This window comes from Pseudomonas sp. HR96, from assembly GCF_034059295.1.
Classification (GTDB): domain Bacteria; phylum Pseudomonadota; class Gammaproteobacteria; order Pseudomonadales; family Pseudomonadaceae; genus Aquipseudomonas.
Genome location: NZ_CP139141.1, coordinates 4,421,097 through 4,438,483, shown reverse-complemented (window position 1 = coordinate 4,438,483; position 17,387 = coordinate 4,421,097). Strand labels below are relative to the sequence as shown.

The window sequence follows — 17,387 nt, the reverse complement described above, 5'->3', positions numbered from 1 at the left end:
CACATGAGGGTGTCCGTCATTTGGGGAGGCCTATCTCACCAGGAACGACGCACCGGCACCGGGATAACCATGACATGATGGAGTGCATGCTTTGTATTAGGCTTTGAATTATAATTGTAATCCAAAAGGCACTGCCTCCATATTCGAGAGGATAGACCATGGAATTTGCTTTGCAAAACCCGTCTGGATACGCGCGCTTTTTCTATTTGCGCTGCTGCCCTGCAGACCAGATGGGTCGCTGCCTTCAGTATTTTTCCATTGGTCGCGGGGCGTGCGCGTTTGGATAGGCCTTATAACCTGGCAGGTACTCATGAGCTTTGAACGAATAGTGGTAACGGGCATGGGCGTGGTCTCGCCCTTGGGCACGGGTATCGAAACGGTCTGGCAGCGGTTGCTCGCTGGGCGCTCCGGTTTGCGGGTGCTGCCCGACGACGTGGTTGAAGGCCTGGCGGCCCGGGTTGGCGGTGTGGTGCCGACGCTGGCAGAGGATGCCGAAGGTGGCTTCGACGCCGATTGGGCGGTGGCGCCCAAGGACCAGAAAAAAATGGACCGTTTCATCGAGTTCGCCATGTCGGCGGCCAAGCAGGCCTTGGCCCAGGCCGGCTGGCAGCCGCAGACCGAACAGCAGAAGCAACGTACCGCGACCATCATCGGCTCCGGCATCGGCGGCTTCCCGGCCATCGCCGATGCGGTGCGCACCACGGACGCGCGAGGGCCCAAGCGCCTGTCGCCGTTTACCATTCCCTCGTTTCTGGTCAATCTGGCGGCCGGCCATGTGTCCATCGAGTTCGGCCTGCAAGGCCCCATGGGCGCGCCGGTCACTGCTTGCGCCGCCGGGGTCCAGGCCATCGGCGATGCTGCGCGGATGATCCGCGCCGGTGAGGCGGACATTGCCGTGTGCGGCGGTGCCGAGGCGGCCATCGACCGAGTCAGCCTGGCTGGCTTCGCTGCGGCGCGGGCACTGTCCAGTGGCTTCAATGAAACTCCCGAGAAGGCCTCGCGGCCATTCGACCGCGATCGCGACGGCTTCGTGATGGGCGAGGGGGCGGGCATCCTGGTGATCGAGTCGCTTAGCCACGCCCTGGCGCGGGGCGCAACACCGCTGGCCGAACTGGTCGGCTATGGCACCAGCGCCGATGCCTATCACCTGACCGCCGGCCCCGAGGACGGCAGTGGCGCGCGCCGAGCCATGCAGGCGGCGATCGCTCAGGCGGCCATTGCCCCGGCACAGATCCAGCACCTCAACGCCCACGCCACTTCAACGCCGGTGGGCGACAAGGGCGAGCTGGCAGCGATCCGCGCGGTGTTCGGCGAGGCGCCGCAGTTGGCGATCACTTCCACCAAATCGGCGACTGGGCATCTACTGGGTGCCGCGGGTGGGCTCGAGGCGATTTTCACCCTGTTGGCGATCCGCGATCAGGTAGCGCCGGCCACCCTCAACTTCGAACATGCCGACGAGGCGGTCGGGCAACTGGATATCGTCCATGGCGCATCCCGGCCAATGCCCATCGAGTACGCCCTGTCCAACGGCTTCGGCTTTGGCGGCGTGAATGCCAGCGTGCTATTCAAGCGTTGGCAGGCCTGATACCGATGGCCCGGGCCTTCAGGCCTGGGCCTCGTGCTTGAGCGCTTCGCGCACGGTGTTGAGGATGCGGTCCGACAGGGCCGGGTCCTGGACGCTGCGCGACAGCAGCAAGGCGCCCACCAGCGAGGAGAGCATCATCACGCTCCTGGCGTCGGCGTCGTCTCCGCCGAGGGCCGCGGCCAGGCGGGTCAGGTGGCGCTGCACCGCTTCATCGGCGGTCGCACTGGGCGTGCCACGCTGGCCCAACTCTGCGGCCATGGTCGGCAACGGGCAACCGCGATCCGGGTTTTCCCGATGCGCCTGGCTCAGGTACATGTCGATGAAGCTGTTCAGCGCGTCGGGCTTGGCGAAGGTTTCCACGGCGCGGTTGGCCGACTCCTCGCTGGCATCGCGCAGGGCGGTTTCGACCAGGTCGTCCTTGGACTTGAAATGCGCATAGAAGCCGCCGTGGGTCAGGCCCAGGGCTTTCATCAGGGGTTGCAGGCCGGTGGCGCCGATCCCGTCGCGACGAAATCGGGCCGAGGCCTCCTTGACGATGCGCTGATAGGTCTGTGCTTTGTGATCCTGGGAATAACGCATGGGAGCCTCCACTGCATGGCTCATTGAATGTTAGGTGACATGTTAACAGAGTCGAAAAAACTGGTGGGGGCCGCAACCCGCCACCAGTCGGTTCAACGGTCGCGAGCTTCCTTCGCGTCCATTTCGGCATTGCGTTGCTGCACGCGTCTACGTTCTTCGTCGGTCAGCTCGACCTTGCTGGCGCTGTCGCGCAGCATCATCAGGCCACCCACGATCGAACCGATCGCGACCACCAATATCAACCAGGCATACCAGGGCATGTCACCCTCCTTGAAGCAGCGGCGCAGCGAAAGGGTTTCGCAGGATAACCGCTGATGTCATTTGGATCGACGAACGGCTGCACTGGTTCCGTAGCAAGGTATTTCAGACCCCGGTCAGCATGGCGTCGGCCGGCGCAGCGGCGCGCAGTGGCTTGGTCAAGGCGAAATAGATGAAGCCCACCGCCATGAAGCCGAGGAAGATCAGGCCGATCAGGGTGTTGTACCAGGCCATGGCGATCAGGCAGACCACCGCCAGCACCAGGGCGATGCCCGGCACGATCGGGTAGCCTGGCGCCCGGAAGCTGCGTTCCAGGCCTGGCTCGCTGCGGCGCAGCTTGAACAGACTGAGCATACTCATGATGTACATGACGATGGCGCCGAACACCGCCATGGTGATCATGGCGGCGGTCAGGGTCATGCCGCTGAGGTTGATCAGGCTGTCGCTGTAGATGGCAGCGATGCCGATGATGCCGCCGGCGATGATTGCGCGATGCGGGGTCTGGAAGCGCGACAGCTTGGCCAGCGAGGCCGGCAGGTAGCCGGCGCGGGCGAGGGCGAAGAACTGCCGCGAGTAGCCAAGTATGATCCCGTGAAAGCTGGCGACCAGGCCGAACAGGCCAATCCATACCAGCATGTGCAGCCAGCCGGAGCGCTCGCCGACCACGGCCTTCATGGCCTGGGGCAAGGGGTCGTTGATATTCGACAAAGTGCGCCAGTCGCCCACGCCGCCGGCGAAGAACATCACGCCCATGGCCAGCAGCACCAGGGTCAGGATGCCGCTGATGTAGGCTTTGGGAATGGTCCGCCTGGGGTCCTTGGCTTCTTCGGCCGCCATCGCAGCGCCTTCGATGGCCAGGAAGAACCAGATGGCGAAGGGAATGGCCGCGAACATGCCGCCGATGGCCGCCGGGCTGAAGCTGCTGTCACCGGCCCAGCCGTTGAGGGCAAAGTTGCTGAAGCTGAAAGCGGGTGCGACCACGCCCATGAACACCAGCAGTTCGAGCACGGCAAGAATGCACACCACCAGTTCGAAGGTGGCCGCCAGCTGCACACCGAGGATGTTCAGCAGCATGAATACGATATAGGCGCCCAATGCCGCATGGCGTGGGTCGAGCGCCGGGAACTGCACGTTGAGGTAGGCACCGATGGCCAGGGCGATGGCCGGCGGGGCGAAGACGAATTCGATCAGCGTGGCGAGGCCGGCGATCAGCCCGCCCTTTTCTCCGAAGGCTCGACGGCTGTAGGCGAACGGGCCGCCCGCATGGGGAATGGCCGTGGTCAGTTCGGTGAAGCTGAAGATGAAGCAGGCATACATCAAGGCTACCAGCAGCGAGGTGACCAGAAAGCCCAGGGTCCCGGCGACGCCCCAGCCGTAGCTCCAGCCGAAGTATTCACCGGAAATCACCAGGCCGACGGCGATTCCCCACAAGTGCAGCGTGCCCAACGTGGGCTTGAGTTTGGTGTTCATAGCAGTCTTCCTGAGCTGATGGACATTCCCGGCGACTGTTGCAGTGGCCGTGCCAGCCGCGCTCGTGCAGTCGTTTTGCAGAAGAAAGCGTCGTGATGGGCGAAGTTGGCCAGTGTCGAGCAGGCAACAGGTAGGCGCAGCGCATTGAATTGGGGCGTGCCGGGGCGGTCTGCTACAATGCGCGCCGATTTCTCCACCGCCCCGTCAATGCCCCTGAGAGCCCCGCCCATGTCCGTTTGCCAGACTCCGATCATCGTCGCTTTGGATTTCCCGACCCGTGACGCCGCCCTGAAGCTGGCTGATCAACTGGACCCCAAGCTATGCCGGGTCAAGGTGGGCAAGGAACTGTTCACCAGCAGCGCCTCGGGTATTGTCGAGACGCTCAACGACAGGGGCTTCGAGGTGTTTCTCGACCTCAAATTCCACGATATACCGAACACCACGGCAATGGCGGTCAAGGCTGCGGCCGAGATGGGCGTGTGGATGGTCAATGTGCACTGCTCCGGTGGCCTGCGCATGATGGCGGCCTGCCGTGAAGAGCTCGACAAGCGCAGCGGTGCCAAGCCATTGCTGATTGGGGTGACCGTGCTGACCAGCATGGAGCGCGCCGACCTGGCCGCCATCGGCCTGGACATCGAACCGCAGGAACAGGTGCTGCGCCTCGCTGCGCTGGCGCAGAAGGCGGGTCTGGACGGCCTGGTGTGCTCGGCACTGGAGGCCCAGGCGCTGAAGGCGGCGCACCCGGCGCTGCAACTGGTGACCCCGGGCATTCGCCCGGCGGGCAGCGTGGCGGATGACCAGCGGCGAATCCTGACCCCGCGTCAGGCGCTGGATGCCGGTTCCGACTACCTGGTGATCGGTCGCCCGATCAGCCAGGCGGCGGACCCGACCCAAGCGTTGGCCCGGGTGGTGGCCGAGCTCAACGGCTGATCCCGGCCATGCCATAGCCAGTACCTGTAGGACCGAGCTTGCTCGGGAAGTGAGTTTGCGCCGTTCCCGACCAAGCCCAGCTCTACCGGCAAACAACCGTGGCTCAGTTCTGCGGCGGTTGCCCGTTCGAGGCTGACAACCCGCCATCCACCGGCAGATTCACACCGGTTACGAAGCGCGCATCATGGCTGGCCAGGAACGCGATCACATCGGCCACTTCTTCAGGTTCGGCGGCGCGCCCCAGCGGGATGCGCTCGGCGAATTTGGCCATCAGTTGTGAATCGCCAAACATGTCGTCGGTCAGGTCACTGCGGGTCAGGCTGGGACACACGGCGTTCACCCGTACGCCGTCAGCGCCATGGTCCAGCGCCAGCGCGCGGGTGAAATTGCTCACTGCGCCCTTGGCGGCGTTGTAGAACGCCATCTTCCAGTCGCCGCCCAGGCCCGACACCGACGACACGTTGACGATGCAGCCGCCGCTCTTGATCAAGTGCGGCATGGCAGCGCGGCAGCCGTGGAACACGCCATCGACGTCGATGGCGAACACTTTGTGCCAGTCCTCGATCGACGCTTCGGTGATCTTGCCGATCGGCGCCACGCCGGCGTTGTTGACCAGCACGTCGAGCTGGCCGAAATACTCGACCGTCCTGGCCACCAGCGCCTGCACCTGCTCCCAGTCGGACACGTCCGCCGGGTACACCAGTTTCTGCCCCGGCAGCAGCCCGGCGGCCACGGCTTCGAGCTTGTCCACCGAACGACCGACCAGCACCACCCGCGCGCCTTCGCTGGCAAAACGCTTGACGGTGGCGGCGCCCATGCCGGAACCGGCGCCGGTGACGATGACGACTTTATCGATGAAGCGTTTCATGGCAGTGCCTCGCAATGGAAATGAGCATCAAGCAGTCATCATGGGAGGCCTTGGTGCACCGAGGGTTCATTGCGATGCGTCCAGAGCGCCCCGGCATCCCTGGCGACCCTGCCGAGTAACGCCCTCCACATAGCTGTAAGCGACAGCTTCTGGCGCTTAGCCATTATTCCGACGCCAAGCGCTTGTCCATCGTCGGTTTCCCTTGCGACTCTGCACGAATATTGAATGGAGCTCTGCATTCTGGGCCCGTTCATTCTTCACGAGGCATGGCGCATATGAAGTCGTTTCGTTTTGCCAACCTGGGCATGGCCAGGAAACTGGGACTGGGCTTCAGCCTGGTGTTGCTGTTGACGGCAGTGGTCGCGGCCATAGGCGTCTGGTCGCTGCAACTGGTCAGCCAACGCTTCGATGGCCTGCAGGCCATGTCGCTGCTCAACAGCAGTGTGCTCAAGGTGCGCCTGCTCGAACAGCGCTTCGCCTTGCACGCCGACCCCAAGGACGCCGATGCCCTGCGCCAGAGCGTCGACCAGCTCAAGGCCCAGGCCGAAGCCCTCAAGCTCGACTCGGCCGCCAACGTGGCGGCGATGGGCGAAGTGCAGCAGGCGCTGGCCGACTACCTCAAAGCCTTCAACCAGTCGGTGGATATCAGTCAGGCCAAGGACCTGGCCCTGGAAATGGCCAGCTGGTCGGTATCCAGCGTGGCCAACAACCTTGACGTGCTGCAGAGCGGCCTGACCGACGATGGCACCTTCACCCTCAAGGATTCCCAGGGCCAGAAGGGCTCGCAGTTCATTACCCAGGCCAGTCAGGTCGGCCAGGTCTCGCGGCTGATGCTGCAGGCGATGGAAGAGGCGCGGGTACGTCTGGACAAGGCGCGCAAGGGCGATGACAGCGCCAACCAGGGCAAGATCGGCGAGGCCGACCAGGCGCTGGCGCAGGCCAACGACCTGAAGAGCCAGATCGAAGACGCCGGGTATCAGAGCGTGCTCGAAGAGGTGGTCACTCACATCGGTGCGTTCAGCGACAAGCTGGGCGAATACACCGACCTGCTGAGCAAGGAAAAGCTCGTCGAGCAGCAGTTGCGCGAGCGCGCCGATCAGGTGGTGGCGCGGGTCGATCAGGCCTACGCCGCGCAGGATGCGGCCATGCAGGCCGAGCTGCGGAAAAACTCGTTGCTGATCATAGGCTCCTCGGCGCTGGCCCTGCTGGTGGGCGTGCTGGCCGCCTGGCTGATCACCCGCTTGATTGTCGGCCCCTTGCGCCTGGTAATCGCCCGGGCTCGAGCCATCGCGGCCGGTGACCTGAGCGCCAGCATCGCCGTGGACCGGCGTGATGAAATCGGCCAGCTGATGGCGGCCATGCAGCAGATGAGCGCCGGCCTGGCCGGCATCGTCAGCGGCCTGCAGGCGGGTATCGAGCAACTGGCCAGTTCCGCGCAATCGCTGTCCACGGTCACCGAGCAGACCACGCTGGAAGTCGGCTCGCAGAAGGAGGAGACCGAGCAGGTCGCCACCGCCATGCACCAGATGACGGCCACGGTGCACGACGTCGCGCGCAATGCCGAAGAGGCGGCCTTGGCCGCCCAGAGCGCCGATGACAAGGTCGACAGCGGCCAGCTGGTGGTGCGCCGCAGCATGCAGCGCATCGAGCAGTTGGCGGGCTCGGCGACGACCGCGAGCCAGAGCATCGAGAGCCTCAGCAACGAGATCCAGAACATCGGCACGGTGGTGGCGGTGATCAAGAGCATTGCCGAGCAGACCAACCTGCTGGCGCTCAATGCCGCCATCGAGGCGGCCCGGGCCGGTGACCAGGGGCGTGGCTTTGCCGTGGTGGCGGACGAAGTGCGCGCCCTGGCCAAGCGTACCCAGCAGTCCACCGAGGAGATCGAGCGTCTGGTCAGTACCCTGCGCAGCAGCGCGCAGCTGTCGGTGACGCAGATTCAGAGCAGTGGCGAACTGGTCAAGTTGGCGGTCAGCGACGCTCTGCAGACCGAGAGTGCGTTGGGCAGCATCGCTGCAGCGGTGTCGATGATCCAGCAGATGAACCAGCAGATCGCCGCCGCTGCCGAGCAACAGAGCTCAACGGCGGAGGAGATCAACCGCAGCGTCACCAACATCCGCGCCAGCGCCGACCAGTCAGCCTTGGCCATGCAGGGCAATGCCGCGTCCAGCGTGCAGCTGGCGCAGTTGGGCAGCGAGTTGAAGGGGATGGTGGGGCATTTCAGATTGTGAAGCTGTCCGCTGTCCTTTGTAGGACCCGGCTTGCTCGGGAAAGGGTAAACACCGTTCCCGAGCCAGCTCGGTCCTACAGGGGAGGGGCAGCCCTCAGGCCTTGCGCCAATTGAGAATCAGCAACGTCACCACCCCCGCCACCAACCCCCAGAACGCCGACCCTACCGAGAACAGGGTGAACCCCGAGGCCGTGACCATGAAGGTGATCAGCGCGGCTTCGCGTTCGCGCGGTTCGCTCATGGCCTGGGTCAAGCCGTTGCCGATCGAGCCGAACAGTGCCAGCGCGGCGATCGACAGTACCAGCTCCTTGGGCAGGGCGGCGAACAGCGCGGCCAGGGTCGCGCCGAAAATCCCCGCGCAGCCGTAGAAGATCCCGCACCACACCGCAGCGGTATAGCGCTTGTCGCGGTCTTCATGAGCGTGCGGGCCGGTGCAGATGGCCGCGCTGATGGCCGCCAGGTTGATGCCATGGCAGCCAAAGGGCGCCGTCAGCAGCGAGGCCAGGCCGGTGACGGAAATCAGCGGCGAGGCCGGCACGTTGTAACCGTCGGCGCGCAGAACGGCCATGCCGGGCATGTTCTGCGAGGTCATGGCCACCACGAACAGCGGAATGCCGATGCTGATGGTCGCGGCGATCGAGAAGCTCGGCGTGGTCCACACCGGATGCGCCACCTGCAGATGAAAGCCGCTGAAATCCAGCAGGCCCAGCGCCGCCGAAATGGCCGTGCCCACCAACAGTGCGCCGAGCACCGCGTAGCGCGGGCTCAGGCGCTTGATCAGCAGATAGCTGAAGAACATCGCCAGGACCAGGCCGGTGCGGTGCTGCGCGGCCACGAAGATCTCGATGCCGATCTTGAACAGGATGCCGGCCAGCAGGGCCGCCGCCAGCGAGCCCGGCACACGCCTGACCAGGCGTTCGAAGCTGCCGGTCAGGCCACAGAGCAGCACCAGCAGCGCGCTGGTGACGTAGGCGCCGATGGCCTCCGGGTAGCTGACCGCCGACAGGCTGGTGATCAGCAGGGCCGCGCCGGGGGTCGACCAGGCCACGGTGATCGGCATGCGATAGCGCAGCGACAGACCGATGTTGCAGACGGCCATGCCGATCGACAGCGCGCCGATCCACGACGAGATCTGCGCGCTGCTCAGCCCGGCCGCCTGGCCTGCCTGAAACATCAGCACCAGGGAGCTGGTGTAGCCGGTGAGCATGGCGATGAAGCCGGCCACGATGGCTGATGGTGAGGTGTCGGCCCAGGGCCGAAGGCGCGCAGTGCTGGAGAGGCTCATGCCGATAATCCCTGTCATGGCGAAAGTGCCACAGCCTAAACCGAGCGCAGGGTGGGCACTGCGATACAGCAGCTGAAACATTTGGCCATACAGTGGTTGTCAGCGGTCGACCTGCTCGCGTTGCCCATGCGCCAGTTTCAGATTGACCTCCAGCCAGCCTTCGACTGCGGCCGGCCCGGCCTCGGCAAAGGCCCGTTGCAGCAATTTGACCTGCTCGCGGCGCAGCGCCTGCTCCAGCTTGGCGCCTTCTGCCGACAGCTGCAGCAGGCGCTTGCGCTTGTCGGTCGGTGGGGCAAGGCTGAGCACCAGGTTCATTTCCAGCAGTTGGCGCAACGGCGTGTTCAGCGCCTGTTTGCTGACCCCCAGTTTTTCCAGCAGCTCCTTGACGCTGAGCTGCGGGTAGCGCGAGACGAAAAACACGATGCGCTGGTGCACGCGGCTCAGCCCGCGACGCGCGAGCATTTCATCGGCCTTGGCGGTGAAGGCCTGGTAGCCATAGAAGAAGGCTTCCATGGCCGCTTGTTGGGTGTGAGTGTTTTTAAGGTCAAACATATTGACGTATCTGGCCTCGGCGGCGTAGTTTCAGGTCTGCTGTTTCGGTCAAGCAGTTTGACCCATTTCCCCGCTACCCTGCCACAGGAGGATGCCATGGTTTTTTCGGAACGTGTCGAGCGCTTGAAGAGCTCCTTGATCCGCGAGATCCTCGCGGCGGCGCAGCGGCCGGAGATGATGTCGTTCGCCGGCGGCTTGCCGGCCGAGGCGATGCTGCCGGCGCTGGACTGGGCGGCCATGCCCACCAGCATGGGCCAGTACGGCATGAGCGAAGGCGAGCCGGCCTTGCGCGAGTTGTTGGCCGCCCAGGCGCGGGCATTGGGCGTGCCCTGCGAGGCGAGCCAGGTACTGGTGGTCAGCGGCTCTCAGCAGACCCTCGACCTGACCGCCAAGCTGTACATCGACAAGGGCACCCAGGTGCTGCTCGAGGGGCCGACCTACCTGGCGGCCCTGCAAATATTCCAGCTGTTCGGCGCCGATTGCCTGAGCGTGCCGGTGACCGCCGAGGGCGTCGACCTGGTGGCCATGCGCGCGCGCCTGGAACAGCATCAGCCGGCGTTCGCCTACCTGATTCCGACCTTCCAGAACCCTTCGGGCGCGCGCTATAGCGAAGCTGTGCGCGATGGCGTGGCGGCCTTGCTCGACGAGTTCAGCGTCACCCTGGTCGAGGATGACCCCTACCGCGACCTCAACTACGACGGCGTCCAGGCGCTGCCCATCGTCAGCCGCTTGCGCAAGGCCAGCTGGATCTACACCGGCACCGTCTCCAAGACTCTGTTGCCGGGGTTGCGGGTCGGCTACCTGATCGCCAGCCCCGACCTGTTCCCCCATCTGCTGCGGCTCAAGCAGTCGGCCGACCTGCACACCAACCGGGTCGGCCAGTGGCAGGCGCTGCAGTGGCTGGGCAGTGAGCGCTATACGCGGCACCTGGCTGAACTGCGCGAGTTCTACCGGGCGCGGCGCGATGCCATGCAGGCCGAGCTGCTGCGCTATTTTTCCGACCTCGCCGATTGGCACGTTCCGCAAGGTGGGCTGTTTTTCTGGCTGACCCTCAAACAGCCGCTCGACACGCGTACCCTGTTGCCGGCGGCCATGGCGCGGAATGTCGCGTTCATGCCCGGCGAGCCTTTTTTTGCCGAGCCGGAGCGCAATTTTGGCAATCTGCGCTTGAATTTCAGTCACGTTTCACCCGAGCGCCTTGGCGAAGGGCTCTCGCGCCTGGCAGCGGTGATCCGCGAGGCACAACCGGCCCGCGCGGCCTAGGAGTAGAACATGTTCAAAGTGTATGGCGATTATCAGTCAGGCAACTGCTACAAGGTCAAACTGATGCTGCACCTGATCGGCGCCGAGTATGAGTGGCAGCCGGTCGATATCCTCAAGGGCGAAACCGAGACCCCGGAGTTTCTGGCCATGAACCCGAATGGCAAGGTGCCAGTGCTGGAGCTGGAGGACGGCACCTATCTATGGGAGTCCAACGCGATTCTCAACTTCCTCGCCGACGACAGCGAGTTTCTGCCCAGCGAGCCGCGCCTGCGTACCCAGGTGCTGCAATGGCAATTCTTCGAGCAGTACAGTCATGAGCCGTATGTGGCGGTGGCGCGCTTTATCCAGTTTTACCTGAACATGCCGGCTGATCGTCTGGAGGAATACGAGGTGTGCCAGCGCCGTGGGCGCAAGGCCCTGCGGGTGATGGAAAAGCAGTTGCAGGCTACCCCGTACCTGGTGGGCCAGCACTATTCGATCGCCGACATCGCGCTGTTCGCCTATACCCATGTGGCCCATGAAGGCGGCTTCGATCTGAGCGAGTTCCCGGCGGTCCAGGCCTGGATCGAGCGGGTGGCCAGCCATCCGCGGCATGTGCCGATGCGCTAGTGGGCAGATTGGGTTGCCAGTAGGGCTCGGGGGCCAGAGCCCCCGAGCTTTCAGCGAATCAAGCGAAGCGCTGGTCCAGGTACGCGATGATCGCTTTGGACTCATACATCCAGGTGGTCTGGCCACCTTCCTCGATGCGCAGGCACGGCACTTTGATGCGGCCGCCTCCAGCGAGCAAGGTCTGGCGATCCTGCTCGTCGTTCTTCGCATCGCGCAACGCCACCGGCACGTTAAGCCGGTGTAGCGTGCGCCGGGTCTTCACGCAGAACGGGCAGGCGTGAAACTGGTACAGGCTGAGCCCCTTGGCGGCCTGGTCGACCTCGGCCTGCGCGGCGGCGGTGCGCTGGCGTTTGCGTGGGCGGGTCAGCAGGTCACCGACCACGACCAATTGGCCAAGGCCGACACGCAGGGCTTTCATCAACATGGCAGTGGCCTTTATTGCTTGATCAAGCTGAGGAATTCGCCACGGGTCAGGGCGTTCTGACGGAATTCGCCGAGCATCACCGAAGTGACCATGGACGAATTCTGTTTCTCCACGCCACGCATCATCATGCACATGTGCTTGGCCTCGATCACCACAGCCACACCCAGGGCGCCGGTCACGGTCTCGATCGCGTCGGCGATCTGCCGGCCGAGGTTTTCCTGGATCTGCAGGCGGCGGGCGTACATGTCGACGATGCGTGCGACCTTCGACAGGCCGAGCACTTTGCCGTTGGGAATGTAGGCTACATGAGCCTTGCCGATGAATGGCAGCATGTGGTGTTCGCACATCGAGTACAGCTCGATGTTCTTGACCAGCACCATTTCACTGGCGTCGGAACTGAAAAGGGCACCGTTAGTGACCTCTTCGAGGGTTTGCTGGTAGCCACGGCAAAGGTACTGCATGGCCTTGGCCGCACGCTTGGGCGTGTCGAGCAGGCCTTCGCGGGAAACGTCCTCGCCGATCTGGCCGAGGATGGCCGAGTAATTCTGTTCCAGGGACATGGATCTACCTGTAGGGATTTTTCGCAGAGGCGAAGGTTACGGCCACGCGGGCGGTGAGGCAAGTGATGTGTCTATTCGTCGCGGCCTTCGAGCATGGTCCGCTTGAGCATCACGTAAACCGCGCCGGCGCCGCCGTGGCGCGGCTGGCAGGAGGTGAAGCCGAGCACCTGCGGATGCTGGCGCAGCCAGGTGTTGACATGGCTCTTGATCATCGGCCGCTTGCCGTCCAGGCGCACCGCCTTGCCGTGGGTTACCCGCACGCAGCGCACTTCCAGTCCGGTGGCTTCGGCGAGAAACGCCCAGAGGGTTTCGCGGGCCTTTTCCACGCTCATGCCGTGCAGGTCGAGGCTGCCCTCGAAGGGGATCTGGCCGATCTTGAGCTTGCGCATCTGGCTTTCCTGCACGCCGTCGCGGGCCCAGTGCAGGTCGTCTTCGGGGCCGACGTCGATGACGAACTGGTCGGACAGGCCGTCGACCAGGGTCTCGCCCTGGCGTACGGTGGCCGCCTGGCGCAGGGTTTTCAGGTGCTTGCGGTCGACCTTGGGTTTGCCGGTGTCGGCGCGATCATGCTTGATCGGCTTGACGCCGCGCATCTGGCTGGTGAACAGGGAAAAATCGTCATCTTGCATGGCACGCCTCCGTAGGCGGCCATTCTGCCATATCGGGCCAGTCTGCCAACGGCTGTCAGTCGTGCTTCTTCATCAGGTGCGGGGCCATGTCCAGTGCGCCGCTGCGGCGCATGCGCCGGCGGCAGCGGCGCCAGAGGGTGACGCCGAGGTATAGCACCACCAGCCCGCAAACGACCAGGATGGCCGCGCCACTGTTGGACAGGTCCATACCCGTGGCCTGTGGCGGGTGTCCAGCCAGGGTGGCCAGGCCGGCCAGGCTCAACAGCACGCCCACAGTGGCCAGTACGGCGGCAATCGCCGCACCGAGGCGCAGGCCCCAGTTGCTCTGGCCCCGAGGGCGCAGCCGGCGAGCGTTGAAACCATCGGATGACTTCATTCCGATTCCTCAATGGGTAACGGGGCTGTCGATAGCCCAGGGTAATTGGGCTTCGACTCGCGCCAGGCCAGGCGGTTCCCGACGGGACAGCAGAGCTGGAGAGGGCAGGGGCGGGCAGCCGAGCTTCAGACCGGCTGGCAATCGCCTCAGATCAGGTCTTTGGTCAGGGCCACGGAGGCGAAGTTGTCGGCCATGATGGCCATCTCGGTCTCGTGCACCTGGGCGGCGCTGAGCACGCCCTGGCCGTTGGGCAGGTCGCGGGTGGCGCAGGCGTCGCGCACCAGGGTGCAGCGGTAGCCGTAGTCCTTGGCGGCGCGCACCGTGGTGCTGACGCTGGAATGGCTCATGAAGCCGCAGACGATCAGGTCCAGGTGGCCCAGGCTCTGCAGCAGGCTGTCCAGCCCGGTGCCGTTGAAGGCATTGGGCAGGCGCTTCTCCACCACGGGTTCGTCACCTTCAGGGCGCAGTTCGGCGATGAACTCGCCGCGTTCGCCCTGGGGGTCGAACAGCCCGCCCACCGTGCCCAGGTGGCGGATATGCACCACGGGCCGGCCGAGGGCGCGTGCTGCGGCGCTGAGCTTGGCGATGTTGGCCACAGCCTCGTCCATGCCTGAAAGCGCCAATGGCCCTGACAGGTATTCCTTCTGTGCATCGATGATGATCAGCGTGGCATGGGCAAGATGGGCCGGTGGGTAACCACGGCCACTGAGTTGGAACATCGTCTTCAAAGCGGACATCGGGGGCTCCTTTGGGTAGGGCTTTTGGCGCATTCTCCTCTGCTGGAGCCGTTCTGTGAATCGCTTGCTGCGCAGAACCTGAAAATGCCTCTCATAAACGCCCTGAACAGAAGCTGTAAAAGATCTCGCTGAGCCTTGCTGCTAGAATCGCTGCTCGTTCAATCTGGAGCTCACTGTGATCACTTCCCGCCTGCGCACCCTGCGCGACCATATCCGTTGGGCTGTCAGCCGTTTTCACGGGGAAGACCTGTTCTTTGGCCACGGCACCGACAATGCCTGGGATGAAGCCCGCCTGCTGGTGCTGGGCGCCTTGCACCTGCCGTGGGAAATCGCCGACAGCTACCTGGACTGCCGTCTGGAAGACAACGAGCTGGTGCATGTGCAGCACCTGCTGCAGCGGCGCATCGAGGAGCGTGTGCCGGCCGCCTACCTGATCGGCGAGGCGTGGTTCTGTGGCCTGTCGTTCATTGTCGACGAGCGCGTGCTGGTACCGCGTTCGCCCATTGGCGAGTTGATCGAGAAAGGCTTCGCGCCTTGGTTGGCGCAACCGCCGGCGCGTATTCTCGACCTGTGCACCGGGTCCGGTTGCATCGGCATCGCCTGCGCCGAAGTGTTCCCCGAGGCCGAGGTGGCGCTGGCCGACCTGTCGTTCGAGGCGCTGGAAGTGGCCAACCAGAATATCGAGCGCCATGGCCACGACGACCGGGTGTACTCGGTGCAGGGCGACGGCTTCGACGGCCTGCCGGGGCAGCGCTTCGATCTGATCGTGTCCAACCCGCCCTATGTCGACGCCGAGGATTTCGCCGACATGCCCGCCGAGTATCAGCACGAGCCCGAGCTGGGCCTGGCCTGCGGCAACGATGGCTTGAATCTGGTGCGGCGCATGCTGGCCGAGGCGGCCGACCATCTTACCGACAAGGGGCTGCTGATCGTCGAGGTGGGCAACAGCCAGGTGCACGTCGAGGCGTTGTACCCCGAGGTGGAATTCGCCTGGCTGGAATTCGAGCGTGGCGGCCACGGTGTGTTCATGCTCAGCGCCGAGCAGTGCCGCGCCCATCAGGCACTGTTCGCCTCGCGAGTCTGACGCCTGGCCTAGCGGTGGTGGGTCGCCATCCAGATCAGCAGCCCGGCCTGGAACACCGCAAAGGTCACCAGGCAGGCAATGGTAAAGCGCAGGCTGCTGTCCTCGCGCTTGAACTTGCCGATGCGTTCCTCCTGCTGGCGCAGCTTGTTTTCCATGTCCTGCAGATTCTGCTCGGCCACCTGCAGCATGGTCGCGGCCTCGAGAATTTCGACGACCTGCACCTTGTCGGTGTTCCAGGTGGGCAGCAGGGCGCCGACCGTGGCGTTCTTGAAGCTGCCCTTGAGGTGCTGCGGGTCGGCGTACTGCACTTCGAAACCGTGGGTCTTGAGCACATGGTCGCGGCGTAGGCGGGTGTCTTCGTTGAGCCCGTCCTTGCTCGCCAGGGCGGTGCTTTCGATACGATAGCTGCCCCAGCGGCGCTGTGCCCAATGGGTGGCCTGGGCGATCATGAAACGGCCCAGGCCGCGGTTGGCCGGTTCCAGTTGCAGGCCGCCGTCAGGCTGGAAGAAGACCACATGGGTCTTGTGGTCGGCCCACACATCCAGGCGGTTCTTTTCCTTGTTCAGGCGCTGCCCGGGCAATTGCACTTCCATGCGTAGCAGGCTGCGCTCGACACTGTGCTTCTCCACCCGGCCAAACTGCACGAAACGCAGCGGCCGCGACCCGGTGGCGCGGTCGATCGGCTGCGGCACCAGCCGCAGCATACGGAAGTGATCAGGCAGCACATCGCCCCAGGGCATCTCCGGTTTGGGCGGCTGCTCGGCCTCGGCCGGCTGCTCGGGGGCGTCTTCTCGTTCGGTAGCTTCAATCATCGGGGCGATCCTCGTTCACGCCAATGTATCGGCTGGGGTACGCAGGACCTTAGGGCGGCGCAGGTTTTCCCGAGCAAGCTCGGTCCTACAGGTTGGGTCGCCATTTGACGAGTGTGGTCAAACCTTCTTGATGAACCCCACCAAAACTCGACCCAGCTCGTCGGCCAGCGGCAGTTCGGGATTTTCGTAGGAGGCACGCTGGGCGCGCACCTCGCGAGGGACGATGCGCAGGACGTGGTTCATGCCGTCGATCAGCACCAGCTGGGCGTCGGGCTTGGCGGCCTTGAGGGCGTCGGCGTCGGCGACGCCGACCTGCATGTCGTTGCGCCCCTGCACGATCAGCGCGGGCATGTGCAGGCGGGCGAAAGCGGTCGCCGGGTTCTGCCGCAGCAGGGAGACCAGGTAGGGCTGCACGCTGGGGCGAAACACCACCTGCAGCTCGGCGGGCACCTCGGTGTCGAATTGCCCGGCCTTGAGCCGTTCGATGATCTGGTCGCTGCGCAGCACCAGCGGTGGCGGCAGCTGCTCGCGGATCTGCTCGCGCAGCACCTGGTCGATCGGCCGGCCGCTGCCGGCCAGGGAGATCACCGCGCTGGCGCCGGCATCCGGGGCGGCGAGGGCGGCCACCAGGGCGCCTTCGCTATGGCCCAGCATGATCAGCGGGCCAAAACGCGAATCCTGCCTGAGTTGTCTGCCCCAGCTCACGGCGTCGGCCACGTAGCTGTCCAGGCTCAGGTTGCGTTCGTCCGGGGTGACGGCACGGCCGGTCGCCACGCCGCGCTTGTCGTAGCGCACGCTGGCAATGCCGTTGCGCGACAGTAGAATCGCCAGGCGCTTGAGGCTGTCGGTGCGGCCGCCGTCCGTGTTGTTGCCATCGCGGTCGGTGGGTCCCGAGCCGGCGATGATCAGCACCACCGGCACCGGGTGATCGGCTGCGGGCAGCATCAAGGTGCCGTGCAACTGGCCGGCACCGCCGTCTACCGCCAGCTCGACAGGGCGCTGCAGCACTGCGGGAGCCGCCTGGGCCAGGCTGGTGAACAGGCACAAAACAAAGCCGAGCAACCGCAACATCGTACCGCCTGTAGATTCAAGTGACGGCCGCATGGCCGCTGTAGGTCCGGATAGGACTGACAGCC

19 protein-coding genes and 1 pseudogene are annotated in these 17,387 nt (G+C 64.6%); 7 read left to right on the top strand and 13 right to left on the bottom strand.

Features of this window, described 5'->3' with window-relative positions:
* Window positions 1-310: 310 nt before the first annotated feature.
* Window positions 311-1,585, top strand: coding sequence for a beta-ketoacyl-ACP synthase II (fabF, locus tag SFA35_RS19845; RefSeq protein WP_320572218.1), 1,275 nt, complete (start codon window positions 311-313; stop codon window positions 1,583-1,585).
* Between the two features lie 18 nt (window positions 1,586-1,603).
* Here the strand turns inward: fabF and SFA35_RS19840 are convergent, their stop codons facing one another.
* The 3 genes from SFA35_RS19840 to eat all read right to left on the bottom strand — a co-directional run bounded on the left by SFA35_RS19840 (window position 1,604) and on the right by eat (window position 3,892).
* Window positions 1,604-2,164, bottom strand: a complete 561-nt coding sequence (locus SFA35_RS19840) for a TetR/AcrR family transcriptional regulator (RefSeq protein ID WP_320572217.1) — start codon at window positions 2,162-2,164, stop codon at window positions 1,604-1,606.
* Window positions 2,165-2,256: 92 nt separating this feature from the next.
* Window positions 2,257-2,424 (bottom strand): DUF2897 family protein, encoded by a 168-nt coding sequence (locus tag SFA35_RS19835; RefSeq protein ID WP_320572216.1) that lies wholly within the window; start codon window positions 2,422-2,424, stop codon window positions 2,257-2,259.
* A gap of 103 nt (window positions 2,425-2,527) precedes the next feature.
* Window positions 2,528-3,892, bottom strand: coding sequence for an ethanolamine permease (eat, locus tag SFA35_RS19830; protein ID WP_320572215.1), 1,365 nt, complete (start codon window positions 3,890-3,892; stop codon window positions 2,528-2,530).
* A 228-nt stretch (window positions 3,893-4,120) separates the two neighbouring features.
* Here eat and pyrF point away from each other — a divergent pair, with 228 nt between their 5' ends.
* Window positions 4,121-4,822 (top strand): orotidine-5'-phosphate decarboxylase, encoded by a 702-nt coding sequence (gene pyrF / locus SFA35_RS19825; protein WP_320572214.1) that lies wholly within the window; start codon window positions 4,121-4,123, stop codon window positions 4,820-4,822.
* Between the two features lie 103 nt (window positions 4,823-4,925).
* On the opposite strand, the gene SFA35_RS19820 is transcribed toward pyrF, so the two are convergent.
* Window positions 4,926-5,690: an SDR family oxidoreductase gene (locus tag SFA35_RS19820; protein ID WP_320572213.1), complete on the bottom strand. Its 765-nt coding sequence runs from the start codon at window positions 5,688-5,690 to the stop codon at window positions 4,926-4,928.
* A 266-nt stretch (window positions 5,691-5,956) separates the two neighbouring features.
* Between SFA35_RS19820 and SFA35_RS26805 the strand changes: the two are divergent.
* Both SFA35_RS26805 and SFA35_RS26800 read left to right on the top strand, forming a co-directional pair.
* Window positions 5,957-7,012, top strand: a pseudogene (locus SFA35_RS26805) (methyl-accepting chemotaxis protein); the annotation flags it as partial.
* 27 nt (window positions 7,013-7,039) lie between these two features.
* The gene (locus SFA35_RS26800; RefSeq protein ID WP_414058555.1) at window positions 7,040-7,921 is read left to right on the top strand and encodes a methyl-accepting chemotaxis protein; all 882 of its coding nucleotides are present in this window, start codon (window positions 7,040-7,042) and stop codon (window positions 7,919-7,921) included.
* A 93-nt stretch (window positions 7,922-8,014) separates the two neighbouring features.
* On the opposite strand, the gene SFA35_RS19810 is transcribed toward SFA35_RS26800, so the two are convergent.
* On the bottom strand, window positions 8,015-9,205 hold the full coding sequence (locus SFA35_RS19810) for a benzoate/H(+) symporter BenE family transporter (RefSeq protein WP_320572210.1): 1,191 nt from the start codon (window positions 9,203-9,205) through the stop codon (window positions 8,015-8,017).
* A 99-nt stretch (window positions 9,206-9,304) separates the two neighbouring features.
* Window positions 9,305-9,757 (bottom strand): MarR family transcriptional regulator, encoded by a 453-nt coding sequence (locus SFA35_RS19805; protein WP_320572209.1) that lies wholly within the window; start codon window positions 9,755-9,757, stop codon window positions 9,305-9,307.
* Between the two features lie 96 nt (window positions 9,758-9,853).
* On the opposite strand from SFA35_RS19805, the gene SFA35_RS19800 reads away from it, so the two are divergent.
* On the top strand, window positions 9,854-11,020 hold the full coding sequence (locus tag SFA35_RS19800) for a PLP-dependent aminotransferase family protein (RefSeq protein WP_320572208.1): 1,167 nt from the start codon (window positions 9,854-9,856) through the stop codon (window positions 11,018-11,020).
* 9 nt (window positions 11,021-11,029) lie between these two features.
* On the top strand, window positions 11,030-11,629 hold the full coding sequence (locus tag SFA35_RS19795) for a glutathione S-transferase family protein (RefSeq protein WP_320572207.1): 600 nt from the start codon (window positions 11,030-11,032) through the stop codon (window positions 11,627-11,629).
* A 58-nt stretch (window positions 11,630-11,687) separates the two neighbouring features.
* On the opposite strand, the gene SFA35_RS19790 is transcribed toward SFA35_RS19795, so the two are convergent.
* The 5 genes from SFA35_RS19790 to SFA35_RS19770 form a co-directional block, all read right to left on the bottom strand.
* Entirely contained in the window at window positions 11,688-12,053 is a 366-nt protein-coding gene (locus SFA35_RS19790) for a glutaredoxin family protein (RefSeq protein ID WP_320572206.1), read from the bottom strand.
* A gap of 11 nt (window positions 12,054-12,064) precedes the next feature.
* Window positions 12,065-12,613, bottom strand: coding sequence for a GTP cyclohydrolase I FolE (folE, locus tag SFA35_RS19785; RefSeq protein ID WP_320572205.1), 549 nt, complete (start codon window positions 12,611-12,613; stop codon window positions 12,065-12,067).
* Window positions 12,614-12,684: 71 nt separating this feature from the next.
* Complete coding sequence (locus tag SFA35_RS19780) at window positions 12,685-13,242, bottom strand: Smr/MutS family protein (RefSeq protein ID WP_320572204.1); 558 nt, start codon at window positions 13,240-13,242, stop codon at window positions 12,685-12,687.
* Window positions 13,243-13,297: 55 nt separating this feature from the next.
* Window positions 13,298-13,618, bottom strand: a complete 321-nt coding sequence (locus tag SFA35_RS19775; protein ID WP_320572203.1) for a hypothetical protein — start codon at window positions 13,616-13,618, stop codon at window positions 13,298-13,300.
* A 146-nt stretch (window positions 13,619-13,764) separates the two neighbouring features.
* Window positions 13,765-14,355, bottom strand: coding sequence for a cysteine hydrolase family protein (locus SFA35_RS19770; RefSeq protein WP_320572202.1), 591 nt, complete (start codon window positions 14,353-14,355; stop codon window positions 13,765-13,767).
* A 175-nt stretch (window positions 14,356-14,530) separates the two neighbouring features.
* Between SFA35_RS19770 and prmB the strand changes: the two genes are divergently transcribed.
* Window positions 14,531-15,439, top strand: coding sequence for a 50S ribosomal protein L3 N(5)-glutamine methyltransferase (gene prmB, locus SFA35_RS19765; protein WP_320572201.1), 909 nt, complete (start codon window positions 14,531-14,533; stop codon window positions 15,437-15,439).
* Between the two features lie 8 nt (window positions 15,440-15,447).
* Here prmB and SFA35_RS19760 read toward each other — a convergent pair whose 3' ends face one another.
* The gene (locus SFA35_RS19760; RefSeq protein WP_320572200.1) at window positions 15,448-16,251 is read right to left on the bottom strand and encodes a hypothetical protein; all 804 of its coding nucleotides are present in this window, start codon (window positions 16,249-16,251) and stop codon (window positions 15,448-15,450) included.
* Between the two features lie 117 nt (window positions 16,252-16,368).
* Window positions 16,369-17,322, bottom strand: coding sequence for an alpha/beta hydrolase (locus SFA35_RS19755; RefSeq protein ID WP_320572199.1), 954 nt, complete (start codon window positions 17,320-17,322; stop codon window positions 16,369-16,371).
* Window positions 17,323-17,387 lie beyond the last annotated feature (65 nt).

Bases quoted from the DNA above. Each gene is read 5' to 3' on its own strand.
- SFA35_RS19770 (WP_320572202.1), bottom strand. From the start codon at position 14,355: ATGTCCGCTTTGAAGACGATGTTCCAACTCAGTGGCCGTGGTTACCCA.
- SFA35_RS19760 (WP_320572200.1), bottom strand. From the start codon at position 16,251: ATGATTGAAGCTACCGAACGAGAAGACGCCCCCGAGCAGCCGGCCGAG.
- SFA35_RS19810 (WP_320572210.1), bottom strand. From the start codon at position 9,205: ATGAGCCTCTCCAGCACTGCGCGCCTTCGGCCCTGGGCCGACACCTCA.
- SFA35_RS26800 (WP_414058555.1), top strand. From the start codon at position 7,040: ATGGCGGCCATGCAGCAGATGAGCGCCGGCCTGGCCGGCATCGTCAGC.
- SFA35_RS19755 (WP_320572199.1), bottom strand. From the start codon at position 17,322: ATGTTGCGGTTGCTCGGCTTTGTTTTGTGCCTGTTCACCAGCCTGGCC.
- eat (WP_320572215.1), bottom strand. From the start codon at position 3,892: ATGAACACCAAACTCAAGCCCACGTTGGGCACGCTGCACTTGTGGGGA.
- SFA35_RS19820 (WP_320572213.1), bottom strand. From the start codon at position 5,690: ATGAAACGCTTCATCGATAAAGTCGTCATCGTCACCGGCGCCGGTTCC.
- SFA35_RS19790 (WP_320572206.1), bottom strand. From the start codon at position 12,053: ATGTTGATGAAAGCCCTGCGTGTCGGCCTTGGCCAATTGGTCGTGGTC.
- folE (WP_320572205.1), bottom strand. From the start codon at position 12,613: ATGTCCCTGGAACAGAATTACTCGGCCATCCTCGGCCAGATCGGCGAG.
- SFA35_RS19805 (WP_320572209.1), bottom strand. From the start codon at position 9,757: ATGTTTGACCTTAAAAACACTCACACCCAACAAGCGGCCATGGAAGCC.
- SFA35_RS19795 (WP_320572207.1), top strand. From the start codon at position 11,030: ATGTTCAAAGTGTATGGCGATTATCAGTCAGGCAACTGCTACAAGGTC.
- SFA35_RS19775 (WP_320572203.1), bottom strand. From the start codon at position 13,618: ATGAAGTCATCCGATGGTTTCAACGCTCGCCGGCTGCGCCCTCGGGGC.
- SFA35_RS19800 (WP_320572208.1), top strand. From the start codon at position 9,854: ATGGTTTTTTCGGAACGTGTCGAGCGCTTGAAGAGCTCCTTGATCCGC.
- SFA35_RS19840 (WP_320572217.1), bottom strand. From the start codon at position 2,164: ATGCGTTATTCCCAGGATCACAAAGCACAGACCTATCAGCGCATCGTC.
- SFA35_RS19780 (WP_320572204.1), bottom strand. From the start codon at position 13,242: ATGCAAGATGACGATTTTTCCCTGTTCACCAGCCAGATGCGCGGCGTC.
- SFA35_RS19835 (WP_320572216.1), bottom strand. From the start codon at position 2,424: ATGCCCTGGTATGCCTGGTTGATATTGGTGGTCGCGATCGGTTCGATC.
- pyrF (WP_320572214.1), top strand. From the start codon at position 4,121: ATGTCCGTTTGCCAGACTCCGATCATCGTCGCTTTGGATTTCCCGACC.
- fabF (WP_320572218.1), top strand. From the start codon at position 311: ATGAGCTTTGAACGAATAGTGGTAACGGGCATGGGCGTGGTCTCGCCC.